Raw genomic sequence first — 13,531 nt, 5'->3', positions numbered from 1 at the left:
TCAGATCCAGCGACGGGCGGTTTTGCGAGAACCGCCCGTTTGCACATCTTGTCAGATTTTCTGGACACAAGAGCGCGGCATAGGCCGTCAAACCATCGCGCAGGGAAGGCCTGGTCTCGGCTGCCCTGTGTCTCCCCTGTGCATTGCGTGTGCAATCAGTTCGCATGGGGGTTTTTATGGGTGCCAGCCGGCGCCCGGTCTTCCCTGCGCCCTTTCTTCGAGGGCGTGAAGCGAGAAGCATAGCTCGGGCAAACCTGCCGCGAGACTGCGAGCGCGTGTCCGCGACCCGCATGTAAATTGCCCCCCTTTTCGAGCCTGCCTTTCGAGCCTCCTTTGCGAGCATGATGCGTCGGCATCGGTGGAGGTGGTCGTCCCTCGCGGAATCTGCCTTGATGCGAGTTCAGCGTGAGGGAGTGACGATATGAGCGGTCTGGTGATCTCTGGCGGTCGGGTGGTGGATCCCGCCAGCGGAATGGATGCCATCGGTGATGTGGCGGTGGTGGACGGCAAGGTCGCCGCGGTCGGCGCCTCGCTCGGCGGAGCCGAGCGAGTGATCGACGCGACCGGGCTCGTGGTCGCGCCCGGCTTCATCGACCTTCATGCGCATGGCCAGTCGCTCCCCGCCGATCGCATGCAGGCGTTTGACGGCGTCACGACGACGCTCGATCTTGAAGCCGGCGTGCTGCCGGTCGGTTCCTGGTATGAGCGCCAGGCGCGGAAGGGACGCGTGCTGAACTACGGCGCGGCCACCAACTGGGCTTTCGCGCGCATCGGCGCGATGACGGGCTCCAATGCGGAGAGCTCGCTGGAGGCGTTCGGCAACGCGATGCGCGATCGCCGCTGGATGGACAACGTGGCGAGCGATGCGGAGGTCGCCGGCATTCTGGAGCGCCTTTCGCGCGGCCTGAACGAGGGCGGCATCGGCGTCGGCATCTTGAACGCCTATGCGCCGGGTGCCGGCGTGCAGGAGCTGACCGCGGTCTGCCAGCTCGCGGCCGCGCAGGACGTGCCGACCTTCACCCACGTCGCCTACATGTCGCGTGTCGACCCCGAGAGCGCGGCGGAGGCCTATATCCGCCTGATCGGCTATGCCGGAGCCACCGGCGCGCACATGCACATCTGCCATTTCAACTCGTCGAGCAAGACCGACGTCGAGCGCTGCCGCGTGCTGATCGCGAAAGCGCAGGCGCAGGGCCTGCCCATCACGGTCGAGGCCTATCCCTACGGCACCGGCTCGACCGTGCTGGCGGCTGCCTTCTTCAGCGACCCGGAATTCGTCGAGCGCAACGGCACCGGTTACGATTCCGTGCAGCGGGTCACCGACGGCCATCGCTTCAGCGATCGCGAGGAGCTCTTGAAGGCGCAGGCTGAAGAGCCGTCGTCGCTGGTGCTGTGGCACATCCTCGACACCGAGAACAATGCGCATCACCGCGACCTGCTCGACATGTCGGTGCTCTATCCCGGCGGTGCGATCGCGTCCGACGCGATGCCGTGGACGACGTCGGACGGCAAGACCTACACCGGCGACGCCTGGCCACTGCCGGACGACGCCACCTCGCATCCGCGCTCGGCGGGCTGCTTCACGAAATTCATCCGCGAATGGGTGCGCGAGCGCAAGACAGTGTCGCTGCTCGAAGGCGTGCGAAAATGCGCGCTGATTCCGGCGGAGATCCTGTCGCAAAGCACGCCCGCGATGCGCGCCAAGGGCAGGCTCGCCAAGGACGCCGACGCCGACATCGTCGTGTTCGACTACGAGAAGCTCTCGGACCGCGCGACCTTCACGGCGATGAACCGCCCCTCCGAAGGCGTGCGGCATCTGATCGTCAGCGGCCAGCCATTGATCAGCGATGGCGTGCTGGACGTAGCGGCGCGCCCCGGTCGTCCCGTGCGCCGTCCCGTCGTCGGGGGTTGAGACATGCCGGTCCCCATTCTCCTGGTGACGGGCTTTCTGGGGGCCGGCAAGACCACGGTCGTCAACCATCTGCTAGCGCATGCGGAGGGGCGGCGGATCGCCGCTGTGGTCAACGATTTCGGCGCGATCAACATCGATGCCGAGCTGATCGCGGGCGCGAGCGACGGCGTGGTCAGCCTCGCCAATGGCTGCATCTGCTGCTCGCTCGAAGGCGACCTTCTGCGCACGCTCGCGACGCTGCTGCGGCGTGATCCGAAGCCGGAATACATCGTCATCGAGACCAGCGGCGTCGCCGATCCCGCCGAGATCGTGCGTAACTTGATGGATCCCGTGATCCTGCGCGAGGCGCCGCTGGAGACGGTGCTCTGCGTGATGGACGCGGCGACACCGCCGACCGCTCTCGACGATGCGCTGCATCGTTCGCAATTGAGGGTCGCCGACATCGTGGCTCTGAGCAAGCTGGATCTGGCGGAGGAGGGCGCGAGCGGGCGGATGCGCGAGGCCATCCGCGCGCAGCGCGTTCCTGCCGTGGTGGTCGATGCGCAGCACGGCGAGATTCCGTCCGCCCTGCTGTTTCCCGCAACCGTCGACCGCGCGCCGCCGCTACGCGAGCCCGGACCGAAACGTCCGGCAGAGCAACGCTTCGAAACGCTGAGCTGGACCTCGGACCGGCCGATCTCGCTGCCCCGCCTGCAGCAGGCGATCGGCCGGCTCGCGCCAAAACTCGCGCGGGCCAAAGGCCTGTTCGAGACCGTCGAGCAGCCCGGGCGCCAGATGGTGTTTCATTTCGCCGCCGGCCGCGCCACGCTGGCGCCTGGCGAACTGCCGACGCCGGGCGTGCCGCGTGCGCGGATCGTCTTCATCGCCGAGCTCGGGGTGCTCTCGAAGGCCGAACTCGACGGGATCATGGAGACGTGCGTTGCCGGTGGATAGCCTGCTTCGAGCGAGGCATGTCAGGTCTAATCGCGCAACACCTGACCGCGCGTTGCCTCAGTTCTCTACCGGCAATCCGTCGCCGTGCACATACCAGTCTGCGCGTGAGGTCCACTGGGCATGCCGGTCGGGCGTCGCCCCCAGCGGCTCGTCGAACGCGCCGGCGTGGATGATCGCTTCGCGTCCGCTGCGCGTCAGATGCGGCATCGGGCTGCCGCAGGTCCTGCAGAACGCCGTCGCGAAGCTTCGTGCATTGGGCAGATCGAAGCGCGCGACGGATGTTTCTCCGTGCAGCCAGCGCAGCGCCCCCGCCGTCACGATCACCTCGCAGGCATGCGCGGCTCCGGTTGCCTTGCGGCAGCGTGAGCAATGGCAGTTGAGGAATCGATCGAACGGCCCCTCGACCTCGAACGCGACCTCGCCGCACAGGCAGCTTCCCCGAAATGCGGCCATCTCACTCCCCCTCCGGCTCGGTCGGCTTCTCGGCGGTTTCGTCGGCGTGAACCGGTGGAGCGCCGTGCGCGCCGCGCAGCCGAATCATGGTGTCGATCACGTCGACCTCGATCTTCAGCATGTCGAGATCGCGCGTCATCTCGCGCATCTCCTGGCCCTTGCGCGCCAGTTCCTCGGAGACGTCGACCGCCATCTTGCGCTCGGTGACGCTGCCTTGCGTGTTGACGAACAGCTTGGCGCGCATCCATTCGAGCCGCGCCCGCTGGGTGTCACGCTCGAACTTCTTTTCCGCGTAGCGCCGCCGCGCCTCCGCGTAGGCACCGATCAGCGCGGTCTCCGGCAGGCTCCACAATTGCTCCACCGACATGGTCATGCCGCTCACGTCCCCGGTTCGGCTTGGAGGAGGTGTACTCCGCAGCCCATCAGACCCCTCCGGCCGGCAATTCTCAAGAGGGCGTCAGCAGTTTCGGCAAACTCAAGCGAATTGTGCGATGCCGTTTCCAACGGACCAGTTCGCCGCCGGCGCGTCGAGTACGTTCACGAACACGTCCTCGGGCCGGATGCCCGGGTTCTCGCCGAGAACGTCCGCAATCCGGCGGTACAGCGCCTTTTTTTCCTCGGGGGTGCGCGAGGCGAACACGGTGATCTGGATCAGCACGGCGTCGTCGCTGCGCGTGACGCCGTAGGCATTGCCGCAGCGGAAGTTCGCGGGCGAAAGCTCGCTGATGGTCATGAACTCATCGCCTTCGGGGACGTTCAGGGTCTCGCGCATGGCGCGATAGAGGCCGTCGAGGATCGCCTGCCGGTAGGCTTCCGGTTTTCCGGCGCGCATCGAGATGTGGAGGAGAGGCATCGCGAATTCCTCGTTGACGAAAGGGCGCATTAGCCCCAGCTTGTTTTTAACACCGCGTCAAGAAATCATGTTGTTGACAGAGTGTCAAATACAGCCTGACGGGAGCAAAGCTTGAGGCCGCGCGAGTTCGACCACGACGACGTCCTGCGGATCGCATTCGACCAGTTCTGGCGCAAGGGCGTCCGCGGCACCTCGCTGTCGGACATCGCGCGCGACGCCGGTGTCCAGCGCGGCAGCCTCTACAATGCGTTCGGCAGCAAGGAGGCGCTGTTCCTCCAGGCCTTTGAGCGCTACGCGGGCGATTATTTCCTTGCGCTGCAAAAGGCGCTCGCCGCGGGCAGCTTGCGAAAGCGCCTCACCGCGTTCTTCGACCTGACCATCACAAATTTCCGCTCCGGCTCGCCGCCGCGCGGATGTCCGACCACGCGCGGCTTGATGGAGCTCGGCGCGGCCGAAGGCGAGGGGCTGGACGAGGAGGCGCGGCATGCCTTCGCGAACCTCATCTCGCGCATCACCGTTCTGGTTCAGGAGACCTTGTCGGCGGGTGCGGCGCGCGGTGAATTCAACGGCAATTCCGCGGCCGCAGCGCTGCACATCATCACGGTGACGCGCGGCCTCGCCGTGCTCGAACGTGCCTTCGGCGACGAGCCTCAGCTCCGCAAGATCGCGTCCCACACCATCGATCTCGTGCTCGGCAAGAAGGGCGGCTAGGTGTCAGCAGACCGCGAGCGCGTTGACCGCCCGCGTCGTCACGGTCTCGTTCTCGCTGCCGACAAACTGGCAGACGGCGGATTCGAGCTCACCCGCCTGGCTGCCGCGCGCCACCGCCAGCAGCCGCATCAATTCCGCCTCGTCCTTCGACAGGCGCCGGCACGATGGCGGCATGAAGCACAATTGGCAGGGCCGGCCGCTACGCAGGATTCTGACGAGCGCGGCAACGCGTGCGACCAGCAGCGGGCTATCGGCGATGCCAGGCGCCTCGTCGGCAAGGCGATAGGCGGCCTCCCAGCAATCGGACGCGCCGGTCGCATAGGCGGCAGCGATGAACCGGAACAGCGAGAGCGTGACGCGGCCAAAATCATCGTAGCTCTCGACGTCAGGCCGCGTCGCAAGCGCGGCCCGGAGCGGACAGAGCCGCGCCTGGCCGGCTTCCGTGACGGGCACAAAGCCGGAACTATCATGCATCATGTGCGATCCCGGTCAGTGCAACGTGGGGCTTCCGACCAGCCAGCTCTTCATCGCCATCGTCCGGTCATGGGCGAGAGACGGAACGTGCCGGGCGGGCAGGATGAGACCCGCCATGCGGAAGATCGTTGCAAGCCCCCGCACGGGTGCGAGAGCCCAATCGGCGCCGACAGGCGGCAGCCAGCATTCGAACTGCTCGCGCGCGATATCGTCGCGCTCTTGCTGCGCGGCGACGATTGCTCGCAATATGCCGTGCTCGCTGTCGGACATGCGCGGGCAGGTCGGGCAGTGCACCGCGATGGCCGTATGCGCCGTGCAGGCAAAGATCTCGATGATGGATTCCAGCGAAGGCACGGCGTCGCCCACGCGAAAGTGGTCGTAGACTTGCTGGATATCGGCCGAGGTCGGAACAGCGCTTCCGCTGCGGGCCTTGGCCCGAAATCCCCAAATGAAGAGCCGCTCCGCTGCGCTCAGCGCCGGAAGGTCGAGGGATCCTGTCGATGTTGATTGATGCATTGAGCCTCTGGCCTCCGGCTGCGCCCATGCCCGGCTGGCGCTCATGATCTGCGCCGATCGTTCCGTCAGAGCCCCCTGCAAGTCAACGCTCGGAGGGGCGATGTCGAGGTCTTCTAGTTTTGAAGAGTTCGCATCTTGGATGCAGCCGGCGTCGTGAACCTGCGAGGCCGTCCGCGGCATGCCGGTAGGATCCTACGGAATCCTGCGGGGGTTGGGGAACCCGAATGCTTAAAGCTTTGCTAAGGGAAGCGGGATAAACTGGCATATCAGCCCTTCCAATTCTTGCGAGCACCGATGTTTTTCTCCCGCATCAGTTTCAAGCTGGTTCTGATTGTCGGCATCAGCCTTCTCGGCATGATCGCGCTGGCGCCGATCGCGCTCTCGACCCTGCGCGCGCAGATGATCGCGGACCGTGAGGCCAAGACGCAGCACATGGTCGATGTCGGCTACGGCATTCTGGCGCACTACCAGAAGCTCGAAAGCGAGGGAAAACTCCCACGCGAGCAGGCCCAGGCCGGCGCGATCGCCGAGATCAAAAGCCTGCGCTACGACAAGGTCGAGTATTTCTGGCTGAACGACATGACCCCCAAGATGGTCATGCACCCGATCAAGCCCGAGCTCGACGGCAAGGATCTCGCCGGGATGAAGGATCCGTCCGGCAACGCGCTGTTCGTCGGCTTCGTCGACGTCGTCAAGAAGCAGGGCGCGGGCTTCTACAGCTACCTCTGGCCGAAGCCCGGCTTCGACCAGCCGGTCGGAAAAATCTCCTATGTGAAGGGCTTTGCGCCCTGGGGCTGGATCATCGGCACCGGTATCTATCTCGACGACGTCGATGCCGTCTTCCGCCAGAATGCGATGACCTTCGCCGTGGTGTGCCTGGTCGTGTTCGTGCTCGTGCTCGGCGCCTCCTTCGTGATCGGCCGCAGCGTGACCCGGCCGCTGGCGAAGATCACCGCGCTGACCGATCGCCTCGCGGCCGGCGACAGCGCGTTCGACGTGCCCCATACCGATCGTCGCGACGAGATCGGCGGGCTCGCCAAGGCGCTCGCCGTGTTCAAGGACAATGCGTCGGCGGTCGGCCGGATGCATGCCGAACAGCAGGAGACGAAGCAGAAGGCCGACGAGGAGAAGCGCAAGACGATGACCGATCTCGCCGGCAAGTTCGAGGCGAACGTTCAGGCCGTCGTCCGCGACGTCTTCAACGAGGCGCGCGCGATGCAGCAGGCCGCGCAGGGCATGTCCGAGACCGCCAACAAGGCGACCGACCGCGCGAGCTTCGTCGCCACCGCCTGCCAGCAGGCTTCGAGCAACGTGCAGACGGTGGCCTCCGCCGCCGCGCAGCTGTCGTCCTCGATCACCGAGATCAGCCAGCGCGTCGCGCAGGCTGCAACCGTGGCCGACAAGGCCGCTGCCGACGGTCAGCGCACCAACGACACCGTGCAGGGGCTGGCGGCGGCCGCGCACAAGATCGGCGAGGTCATCGACCTCATCAACCAGATCGCCTCGCAGACCAATCTGCTCGCGCTCAACGCCACCATCGAGGCGGCGCGCGCCGGCGAGGCCGGTAAGGGCTTCGCGGTGGTGGCAAGCGAAGTGAAGTCGCTGGCGAGCCAGACCGCGAAGGCGACCGACGAGATCGGCGCGCAGATTACCGCGATCCAGGCCGAGACCAACCAGGTCGTCGGCAACATCGAGAGCATCCGCAGCACCATCATGGAGGTCAACGAGATCTCCTCGTCGATCGCCGCAGCGGTCGAGGAGCAGGGCGCCGCGACCGCGGCGATCGCTCACAGCGTACGCGAGGCCGCCTCCGGCACCGACCAGGTTTCGCAGAACATCTCGGGTGTGACGGATGCGACTGCGGAGACCGGCCAGGCCGCCGGCCTGGTGCTGCAATCGAGCGGCCGGCTGTCGCAGAAGCTGCAATCGCTGGAAGACGAGGTCAGCGCTTTCGTTGCGGGGGTGCGGGCGGCCTAGCGCGCGACCGCACGAAAATGCGCCGCGATGTCGGCGCGTGTCGCGACCCAGACCCGACCATCGAGCCGCGCAAGCTCGGCGAGAATGACCTTCACGGCACTGAAGCGCGCCGGCCGGCCGCAAATGCGCAGGTGAAGGCCGATCGACAGCATCGCGGAGCGGCCGCGTTCGGCTTCCTCGGTCAGCGTCGCGAGCGCGGCGCTGACATAGTTTGGAAAATCCTCCGGCTGCACAAAGCCGTTGGGGTGGAAGAACTTCATATCGTTGGTGTCGAAGCCGTAGGGCAGGATCAGCATCGATCCCTTTGGTGACCCGCTCCAATAGGGCAGGTCGTCATCGAGTGCATTGGAATCGTAGGCGAAGCCGAGTTCGATCAGGATATCACGCGTCCAGGCGCTCTGGCTGCCGCGCGTCATGAAGCCGACTGGTGTGACGCCGGTCGCACGCGTAATGACGTCGCGCGTCTTCTCGATGTCGCGCCGCTCGGTCTCGGCATCGCCATAGAGCGCGTGCGGCAGCCAGCGCCAGCCGTGCACCGCGGGCTCGTGCCCGGCTTCGACCGCGGCACGCGCAAGGTCCGGCACGCGCTCGACGGCACGGCCGCACATCATGAAGGTTGACCGGACATTGGCATCCGTGAAGGCGTCGAGAAAGCGCCACAAGCCCACGCGCATGCCGTAGTCGAACACCTGCTCCTGCACGAGATCGCGAACGCCTGGCGGCGATGTCGAGGCGACCTCCCCGTAACGTTCCGTTTCCGCGTCGCCCTGCTCCACGGCGAGCTCGGCGCCTTCCTCGAAATTCACCACCAGCGACACCGCGACACGGGCGCCGTTGGGCCAGACGACATCGGGGCGTGCCCGGCCATATCCGCGAAGGTCGCGTTCGATGGGCATGGTCAGCGGTTCCCGATCTGACGGCTGATGCCGCCGAAGATTTCCGCACAGACGAGACCGGCCAATGTCACGAGTACGATGACGCCGGAGACGGCGGCGACGCGCACATCGAGGCTGCCTTCGAGGATCGCCCAGAGCTTGATCGGTAGCACTTCGGTGCGTGCGTCGGCCAAGAACAGCGACACCGGAACATTGTCGAACGAGGTCAGGAACGCCACAAAGCAGCTCGCCACGATGCCGCGGCGGATCAGCGGCAGCGTGACGCGGCGGAAGGTGTACCAGTGGCTGGCGCCAAGGCTGAGCGAGCAGGTGATCAGCACCGGATTGAGCTGCTGCACTGACGCCCCGACCATCCGGATCACGAAGGGCACGCAGATGATGGTGTGGCCGAGCACCAGCGTCGCCGCCGACAGGCGGATGCCGAGCAGATTGAAGACCAGCAGCAGCGACAGGCCGAAGGCCATGGCAGGTAGCACCATCGGTGACATGAACAGCGCATCGAGTGCGCGCGCGATCTTCAGCCGGCTGCGCGCGAGCCCAAGCGCTGCTGCGCCGCCCAGCACCGCGGAGAGGATCGTCGCCGCCGCCGCGACCTTGAGACTGGTCAGCGCAGGCTCGATGATTTCCTGCGATTGCAGCAGCTCGACATACCAGCGCAGCGACCAGCTCGGCGGCGGAAACCTCAGCGTGATGCCGCCGGTGAAGGAAATGATGACGACGACCAGCGTCGGCGCTAGCAGCAGCAGCATGCCGAAGCCAGTGATCGTTCCGACGACGGCGGAATAGGCGCGGTCGACGAGGCTACGCTGCATCGACGCCTCGCACGTAGCGGCGGGACAGCGCGCCGATGGCGAAGACGATGCCGGTCACGGCCAGCGTGAAGATCAGCGACAGCGCGGCCGAGAACGGCCAGTCCTGCACGCCGACCGCCTGCTGGTAGATATAAGACGGCATCAGGATGATGCGTCCGCCGCCGACCAGCGTCTGGGTGATGAAGGCGGTCGCTGCCGCCGCGAAGACGAGGAGCCAGCCGGCAATCGCGCCCGGCAGCGTCAGCGGCAGGATGACCGTGATGAAAATGCGCGCGCGACTCGCGCCAAGCCCTTCCGCCGCCCGTGTCAGATTGCCGTCGAGCCGCAGCAGGCTGTTGATGACAGGCAGAGCCATCAAGGGAAGCTGGATTTGGGTCAGCGCCAGAACCATGCCCTCCCAGGTGTAGAGCAGCCGGGCCGGCGCCTGCCAGAACCCGAGTGACAGCATCGCCGAGTTGATGATGCCGTCGCGGCCGAGGATGACGATCCAGGCAAAGGTGCGCACCACCGTGCTGGTCAGGAGCGGCAGCATGATCAGGAAGGTGATCAGCGTGCGCATGAACGCGCCGCTCGCGACGTAGACCAGCGCGAGCGGATAGGCGAGGACCAGCGCCGCCAGCGCGACCTCGGCGCCGAGCCACAGCGTGTCCGTCAGCACCCTGAGGCTGAACGGGTCGGACAGGAAACGAAGATATTGGACCAGCGACAGGCCCGAGAATTGTGGATCGCGGAACAGGCTGACCAGCACAAGCGCGGCCAGCGGCAGCACGAAGGCTGCAAGAAACAGCACTGCCAGCGGAGCCACCGGCAGCAGCTGTCTTGATGCGCTCGTGCCGGCCGGTGCCATCTAGATCTTCACTTCCTTGCTGAAGCGGGTGATCCATTCGCCGCGCTGCGCCTGGAATTTGGTCCAGTCGAGCAGCACATTGCTGGCGACGAGGTCGTCGACGCTCTTGGCAACGGTGAGGTTTGCGCCGGTCAGCGGCACCTTGCCGTTAGTGGGCATCATCACCCAGGGCGAAGCTTCCAGCCCCTTCTGCGTCTCGACCGACATCACCGTGTCGAGATAGTCCAGTACCGCCTTGGGGTCCTGATTGTTCTTCACGATCTGCGCGCTGGTGCGGATCACGACCGCGCCGGACTTCGGTTTGGCGAAGGCGATGTCGACGCCCTTGGCGGCGAGCAACGCCACGTTGTTCCAGAAATTGAAGGCGATATCGATCTCGCCCTGCTGGAACAGCGCAGCCAGTGCGCCGGGCGAAGCCGCGATCGCGCCGACATTCGGCAGCAGCTTCTTGATGGCCTCGAAGGCCGGCTCGATGTTGGTTTCGGAGCCGCCGTTGAGCTTCGCGATCTCGACCATGAAGGCGGTGCCGAGGCTCGAGCCGAGCCCGGTGATGCCGACGCGCCCCTTGTATTCCGGCTTCCACAGATCCTCCCACGAGGTCGGCGGCGTCGTGATCTTCTTCGGGTTGTAGGCGATGCCGATCAGCTGACAGGTGATGACCGGCGCGTAACCGTCAGGATGACGGAATGCGCTTGGAACGTCGGCAAAGGATTTCGACTGCTCGACCGGGAATTTTTCCAGGACGCCGCTCGCAATCGCGGGGATCAGCGGCCCCTCGTCGAACAGTACCACGTCGAAAGGCGGCGCGTTGCGCGAGGCCTGGATCTTGCCGATCTGGTCGACGCCGAGCAGCGGCGTGAAGGTGACGCTGCTGTCGCTGGCTTTCTTGAAAGCGGGCCCGACCACCGAGCGGAAGGCTTCGTCAAAGCTGCCCGGATAGGTCGTGGCCACGATCGAGGAGGCGGCGCGCGACGTTGTCGGCCATCCCCAGCTTGCCGCCGCAAGAGCGGCCGAACCTGAGGCGAGCAGCGATCTCCGGGATAGACTCATGTCAAGCACTCCTTTGCTGATCGGTTGGGACGCCGTCGACCGGCGTGCTGAAAATGCTGACGCGCGAGACGTCGGATATGGCGAGCCAGGCGGTCGATCCTGTCTGCACTTTCGCGATGCCGGCCGCGCGGGCCTGGCTGATCTTCACGGCCTCACCGCTCGCAGTGATGCCTTCGGTGACGCTGACGGCGCCGAGCGGCACGGTGGCGCGGATCGTGATGGGAATGGCGCCGGGTTGTTCCGCCGCGCCGAACGCGATGTTCTCCGGCCGGACCGAGATCGTCACCGGGGTGCCGCGTCGGCGCTGCGCGGAACGGCCGAGGTCGATCTCGGGCCCTGAGTCCAGCTGCACGCGATCCGTCTCGGTGACGGTGCCGCGCAAGAGATTGGTGTGGCCGATGAAGCTCGAGATGAACAGGCTTGCCGGGCGGTCGTAGAGTGCGTCGGGGCTGTCGATCTGTTCGATGCGTCCGTTGTTGAGCACGACGATGCGGTCGGCCATCGACAGTGCCTCCTCCTGGTCGTGCGTGACGATGATGGACGTGACGCCAAAGGTCTTGAGCAGGCTCTTGATCTCGATCTGCATGTCGAGGCGCAAATTCTTGTCGAGTGCGGAGAACGGCTCGTCGAGCAGCACGAGGCCCGGATCGATCGCAAGCGCACGCGCCAGCGCCACGCGCTGCTGCTGTCCGCCGGACAGCTCTCCCGGAAGCCTTCGCGCGTACGATATCATCTGCGCAAGGCCCAGCATCTGCTCGACCTTGGCTGCGACCGCCACGTTCGGTGTCTTGCGCGCCCGCAATCCGTACGCGACGTTCTCGAACACGGTGAGATGCGGAAACAGGGCATAGTTCTGGAACACCATGCCGATGCGGCGGCGGTTGGCGGGGATGTGCTCCACCCGCGCACCGTCGAAGCGGACCTCGCCCTTGGACGGACGAAGGAATCCCGCGATGATCTGGAGCATGGTGGTCTTGCCGCAGCCGGAGGGGCCGAGCAGCGCGATCAGCTCACCGGCTGCAGCGGTGAGGCTGATCTCGTCCAGCGCAACCGTCGCGCCGAAAGCGTGGCCTATGCCCTTGAGATCCAGCGAATGTCCGCGTACGTCGCTCAACGCCAGCTCCATCCTTCCCGTTGTCCTGCGCGAGGATAGGTTAGCAATCGTCGTGCCAGCGCGGTCCGTTCGCTAAGGCGTTGCAGGCGTTGTGATAATCTTAGCGCCAAAAATTGGCGCCAATATACTGACTATATTGTAAACAGTAATAGTTCCGGTTTGTACAAAAAATGGGCTGCGGCAACATTCCAGAATCCTGTAAAACCGACGCATGAAGCGAAGCCGTCCCCTCAAGAGCAAGCCGAAGCGCTCCGAGCCGAAGCGTCCGGAGCCTGACGCGATGGATCTCCGCAGCATCGACGACGATCCGGTGGTGCAGGGCATCCTGACCGCGATCAGCCAGAAACGGCTGAAGCCCGGTGCCAAGCTCGGCGAGGACAAGCTCGCGGCTGCGTTCGGCACCACACGGATTCACATCCGCCAGGCACTGTCCCATCTCGCCTCGCGCAAGGTGGTGATGCAGATCCCCAACCGCGGCGCCTTCGTGTATCGGCCGAGTTGGGAGGAAGCCCAGGACATCTTCGCCGTGCGGCGCCTCATCGAGACAGCGACCGTCGCCGCGGCGATCGACCGGCTGGACAAGTCAGGCAAGGCCGCGCTGAAATCGCATATGGAGCTCGAGGCCAAGCACGACCGCAACGACCGCTGGGCCTCGCTGTCGCTCACGGCGGAATTCCACGTCCTGGTCGCCAAGCTTGCGGGCAACCAGGTGCTGCTGGACATGTCGCGCGAATTGATGCTGCGGACCTCGCTGGCGATCGCGACCTTCGAGGAGCCGGGCGAGCCGGATTGTTCGCCCGACGCGCACCCCGACATCGGGGCGCTGATCCTGGCAAAGGACAAGGCCGGGGCGATCCATGCCATGCGCCACCACATCGAGGAGATGGAAAAGCGTATCACGCCGCGAGAGGACAAGGACGAGGTCGACGAGCTCACCGCGATCTTCCAGGAGATCGGCGCGCGCGCGCGGGCAGGCGAATAGC

Annotated in this window: 15 protein-coding genes; 5 read left to right on the top strand and 10 right to left on the bottom strand. The window is 65.6% G+C overall.

All coding sequences use genetic code 11. The annotated features are described in order from the left end of the window. Window positions 1–421: 421 nt before the first annotated feature. Together AC0L3C_RS35200 and AC0L3C_RS35195 are read left to right on the top strand one after the other, a co-directional pair. Window positions 422–1,912, top strand: a complete 1,491-nt coding sequence (locus tag AC0L3C_RS35200; RefSeq protein ID WP_473410307.1) for an amidohydrolase family protein — start codon at window positions 422–424, stop codon at window positions 1,910–1,912. 3 nt (window positions 1,913–1,915) lie between these two features. Continuing rightward, the gene (locus AC0L3C_RS35195) at window positions 1,916–2,845 is read left to right on the top strand and encodes a CobW family GTP-binding protein (RefSeq protein WP_473282519.1); all 930 of its coding nucleotides are present in this window, start codon (window positions 1,916–1,918) and stop codon (window positions 2,843–2,845) included. A gap of 57 nt (window positions 2,846–2,902) precedes the next feature. Here the strand turns inward: AC0L3C_RS35195 and AC0L3C_RS35190 are convergent, their stop codons facing one another. The 3 genes from AC0L3C_RS35190 to AC0L3C_RS35180 all read right to left on the bottom strand — a co-directional run bounded on the left by AC0L3C_RS35190 (window position 2,903) and on the right by AC0L3C_RS35180 (window position 4,151). Next, window positions 2,903–3,298, bottom strand: coding sequence for a GFA family protein (locus AC0L3C_RS35190; RefSeq protein ID WP_473262695.1), 396 nt, complete (start codon window positions 3,296–3,298; stop codon window positions 2,903–2,905). Window position 3,299: 1 nt separating this feature from the next. Then, a complete protein-coding gene (locus AC0L3C_RS35185) occupies window positions 3,300–3,671 on the bottom strand; it encodes a hypothetical protein (protein WP_473262696.1) in 372 nt (123 codons plus the stop codon). A 102-nt stretch (window positions 3,672–3,773) separates the two neighbouring features. Continuing rightward, complete coding sequence (locus tag AC0L3C_RS35180; protein WP_473282515.1) at window positions 3,774–4,151, bottom strand: tautomerase family protein; 378 nt, start codon at window positions 4,149–4,151, stop codon at window positions 3,774–3,776. Between the two features lie 111 nt (window positions 4,152–4,262). Here AC0L3C_RS35180 and AC0L3C_RS35175 point away from each other — a divergent pair, with 111 nt between their 5' ends. Further along, window positions 4,263–4,862 carry a TetR/AcrR family transcriptional regulator gene (locus AC0L3C_RS35175; protein WP_473410306.1) on the top strand — a complete coding sequence of 200 codons (600 nt, stop codon included), beginning with the start codon at window positions 4,263–4,265 and terminating at the stop codon, window positions 4,860–4,862. A gap of 3 nt (window positions 4,863–4,865) precedes the next feature. Here the strand turns inward: AC0L3C_RS35175 and AC0L3C_RS35170 are convergent, their stop codons facing one another. Together AC0L3C_RS35170 and AC0L3C_RS35165 are read right to left on the bottom strand one after the other, a co-directional pair. Next, window positions 4,866–5,339: a hypothetical protein gene (locus AC0L3C_RS35170; RefSeq protein WP_473262699.1), complete on the bottom strand. Its 474-nt coding sequence runs from the start codon at window positions 5,337–5,339 to the stop codon at window positions 4,866–4,868. 12 nt (window positions 5,340–5,351) lie between these two features. Beyond that, window positions 5,352–6,032, bottom strand: coding sequence for a hypothetical protein (locus AC0L3C_RS35165; RefSeq protein WP_473262700.1), 681 nt, complete (start codon window positions 6,030–6,032; stop codon window positions 5,352–5,354). 114 nt (window positions 6,033–6,146) lie between these two features. On the opposite strand from AC0L3C_RS35165, the gene AC0L3C_RS35160 reads away from it, so the two are divergent. Beyond that, window positions 6,147–7,829 carry a methyl-accepting chemotaxis protein gene (locus AC0L3C_RS35160; protein WP_473262701.1) on the top strand — a complete coding sequence of 561 codons (1,683 nt, stop codon included), beginning with the start codon at window positions 6,147–6,149 and terminating at the stop codon, window positions 7,827–7,829. Here AC0L3C_RS35160 and AC0L3C_RS35155 read toward each other — a convergent pair. The 5 genes from AC0L3C_RS35155 to AC0L3C_RS35135 are packed head-to-tail and all read right to left on the bottom strand — an operon-like array spanning window position 7,826 to window position 12,560. Continuing rightward, on the bottom strand, window positions 7,826–8,725 hold the full coding sequence (locus AC0L3C_RS35155) for a polysaccharide deacetylase family protein (protein WP_473410305.1): 900 nt from the start codon (window positions 8,723–8,725) through the stop codon (window positions 7,826–7,828). The two genes, AC0L3C_RS35160 and AC0L3C_RS35155, sit on opposite strands and share 4 nt — an antisense overlap. A gap of 2 nt (window positions 8,726–8,727) precedes the next feature. Then, a complete protein-coding gene (locus tag AC0L3C_RS35150; protein WP_473262703.1) occupies window positions 8,728–9,537 on the bottom strand; it encodes an ABC transporter permease in 810 nt (269 codons plus the stop codon). Further along, a complete protein-coding gene (locus tag AC0L3C_RS35145; protein ID WP_473346976.1) occupies window positions 9,527–10,384 on the bottom strand; it encodes an ABC transporter permease in 858 nt (285 codons plus the stop codon). Before AC0L3C_RS35145 ends, AC0L3C_RS35150 begins: the two co-directional genes overlap by 11 nt. Then, entirely contained in the window at window positions 10,385–11,434 is a 1,050-nt protein-coding gene (locus tag AC0L3C_RS35140) for an ABC transporter substrate-binding protein (RefSeq protein WP_473282503.1), read from the bottom strand. Window position 11,435: 1 nt separating this feature from the next. Continuing rightward, window positions 11,436–12,560 carry an ABC transporter ATP-binding protein gene (locus tag AC0L3C_RS35135; RefSeq protein ID WP_473410304.1) on the bottom strand — a complete coding sequence of 375 codons (1,125 nt, stop codon included), beginning with the start codon at window positions 12,558–12,560 and terminating at the stop codon, window positions 11,436–11,438. A gap of 268 nt (window positions 12,561–12,828) precedes the next feature. On the opposite strand from AC0L3C_RS35135, the gene AC0L3C_RS35130 reads away from it, so the two are divergent. Continuing rightward, window positions 12,829–13,530: a GntR family transcriptional regulator gene (locus AC0L3C_RS35130; RefSeq protein WP_473410303.1), complete on the top strand. Its 702-nt coding sequence runs from the start codon at window positions 12,829–12,831 to the stop codon at window positions 13,528–13,530. The last annotated feature ends 1 nt before the right edge of the window (window position 13,531 follow it).

This window comes from Bradyrhizobium sp. WSM4872 (assembly GCF_055811715.1).
Note: the sequence above shows the minus strand (reverse complement) of the source record. Positions and strands in the feature narration are given on the sequence as shown.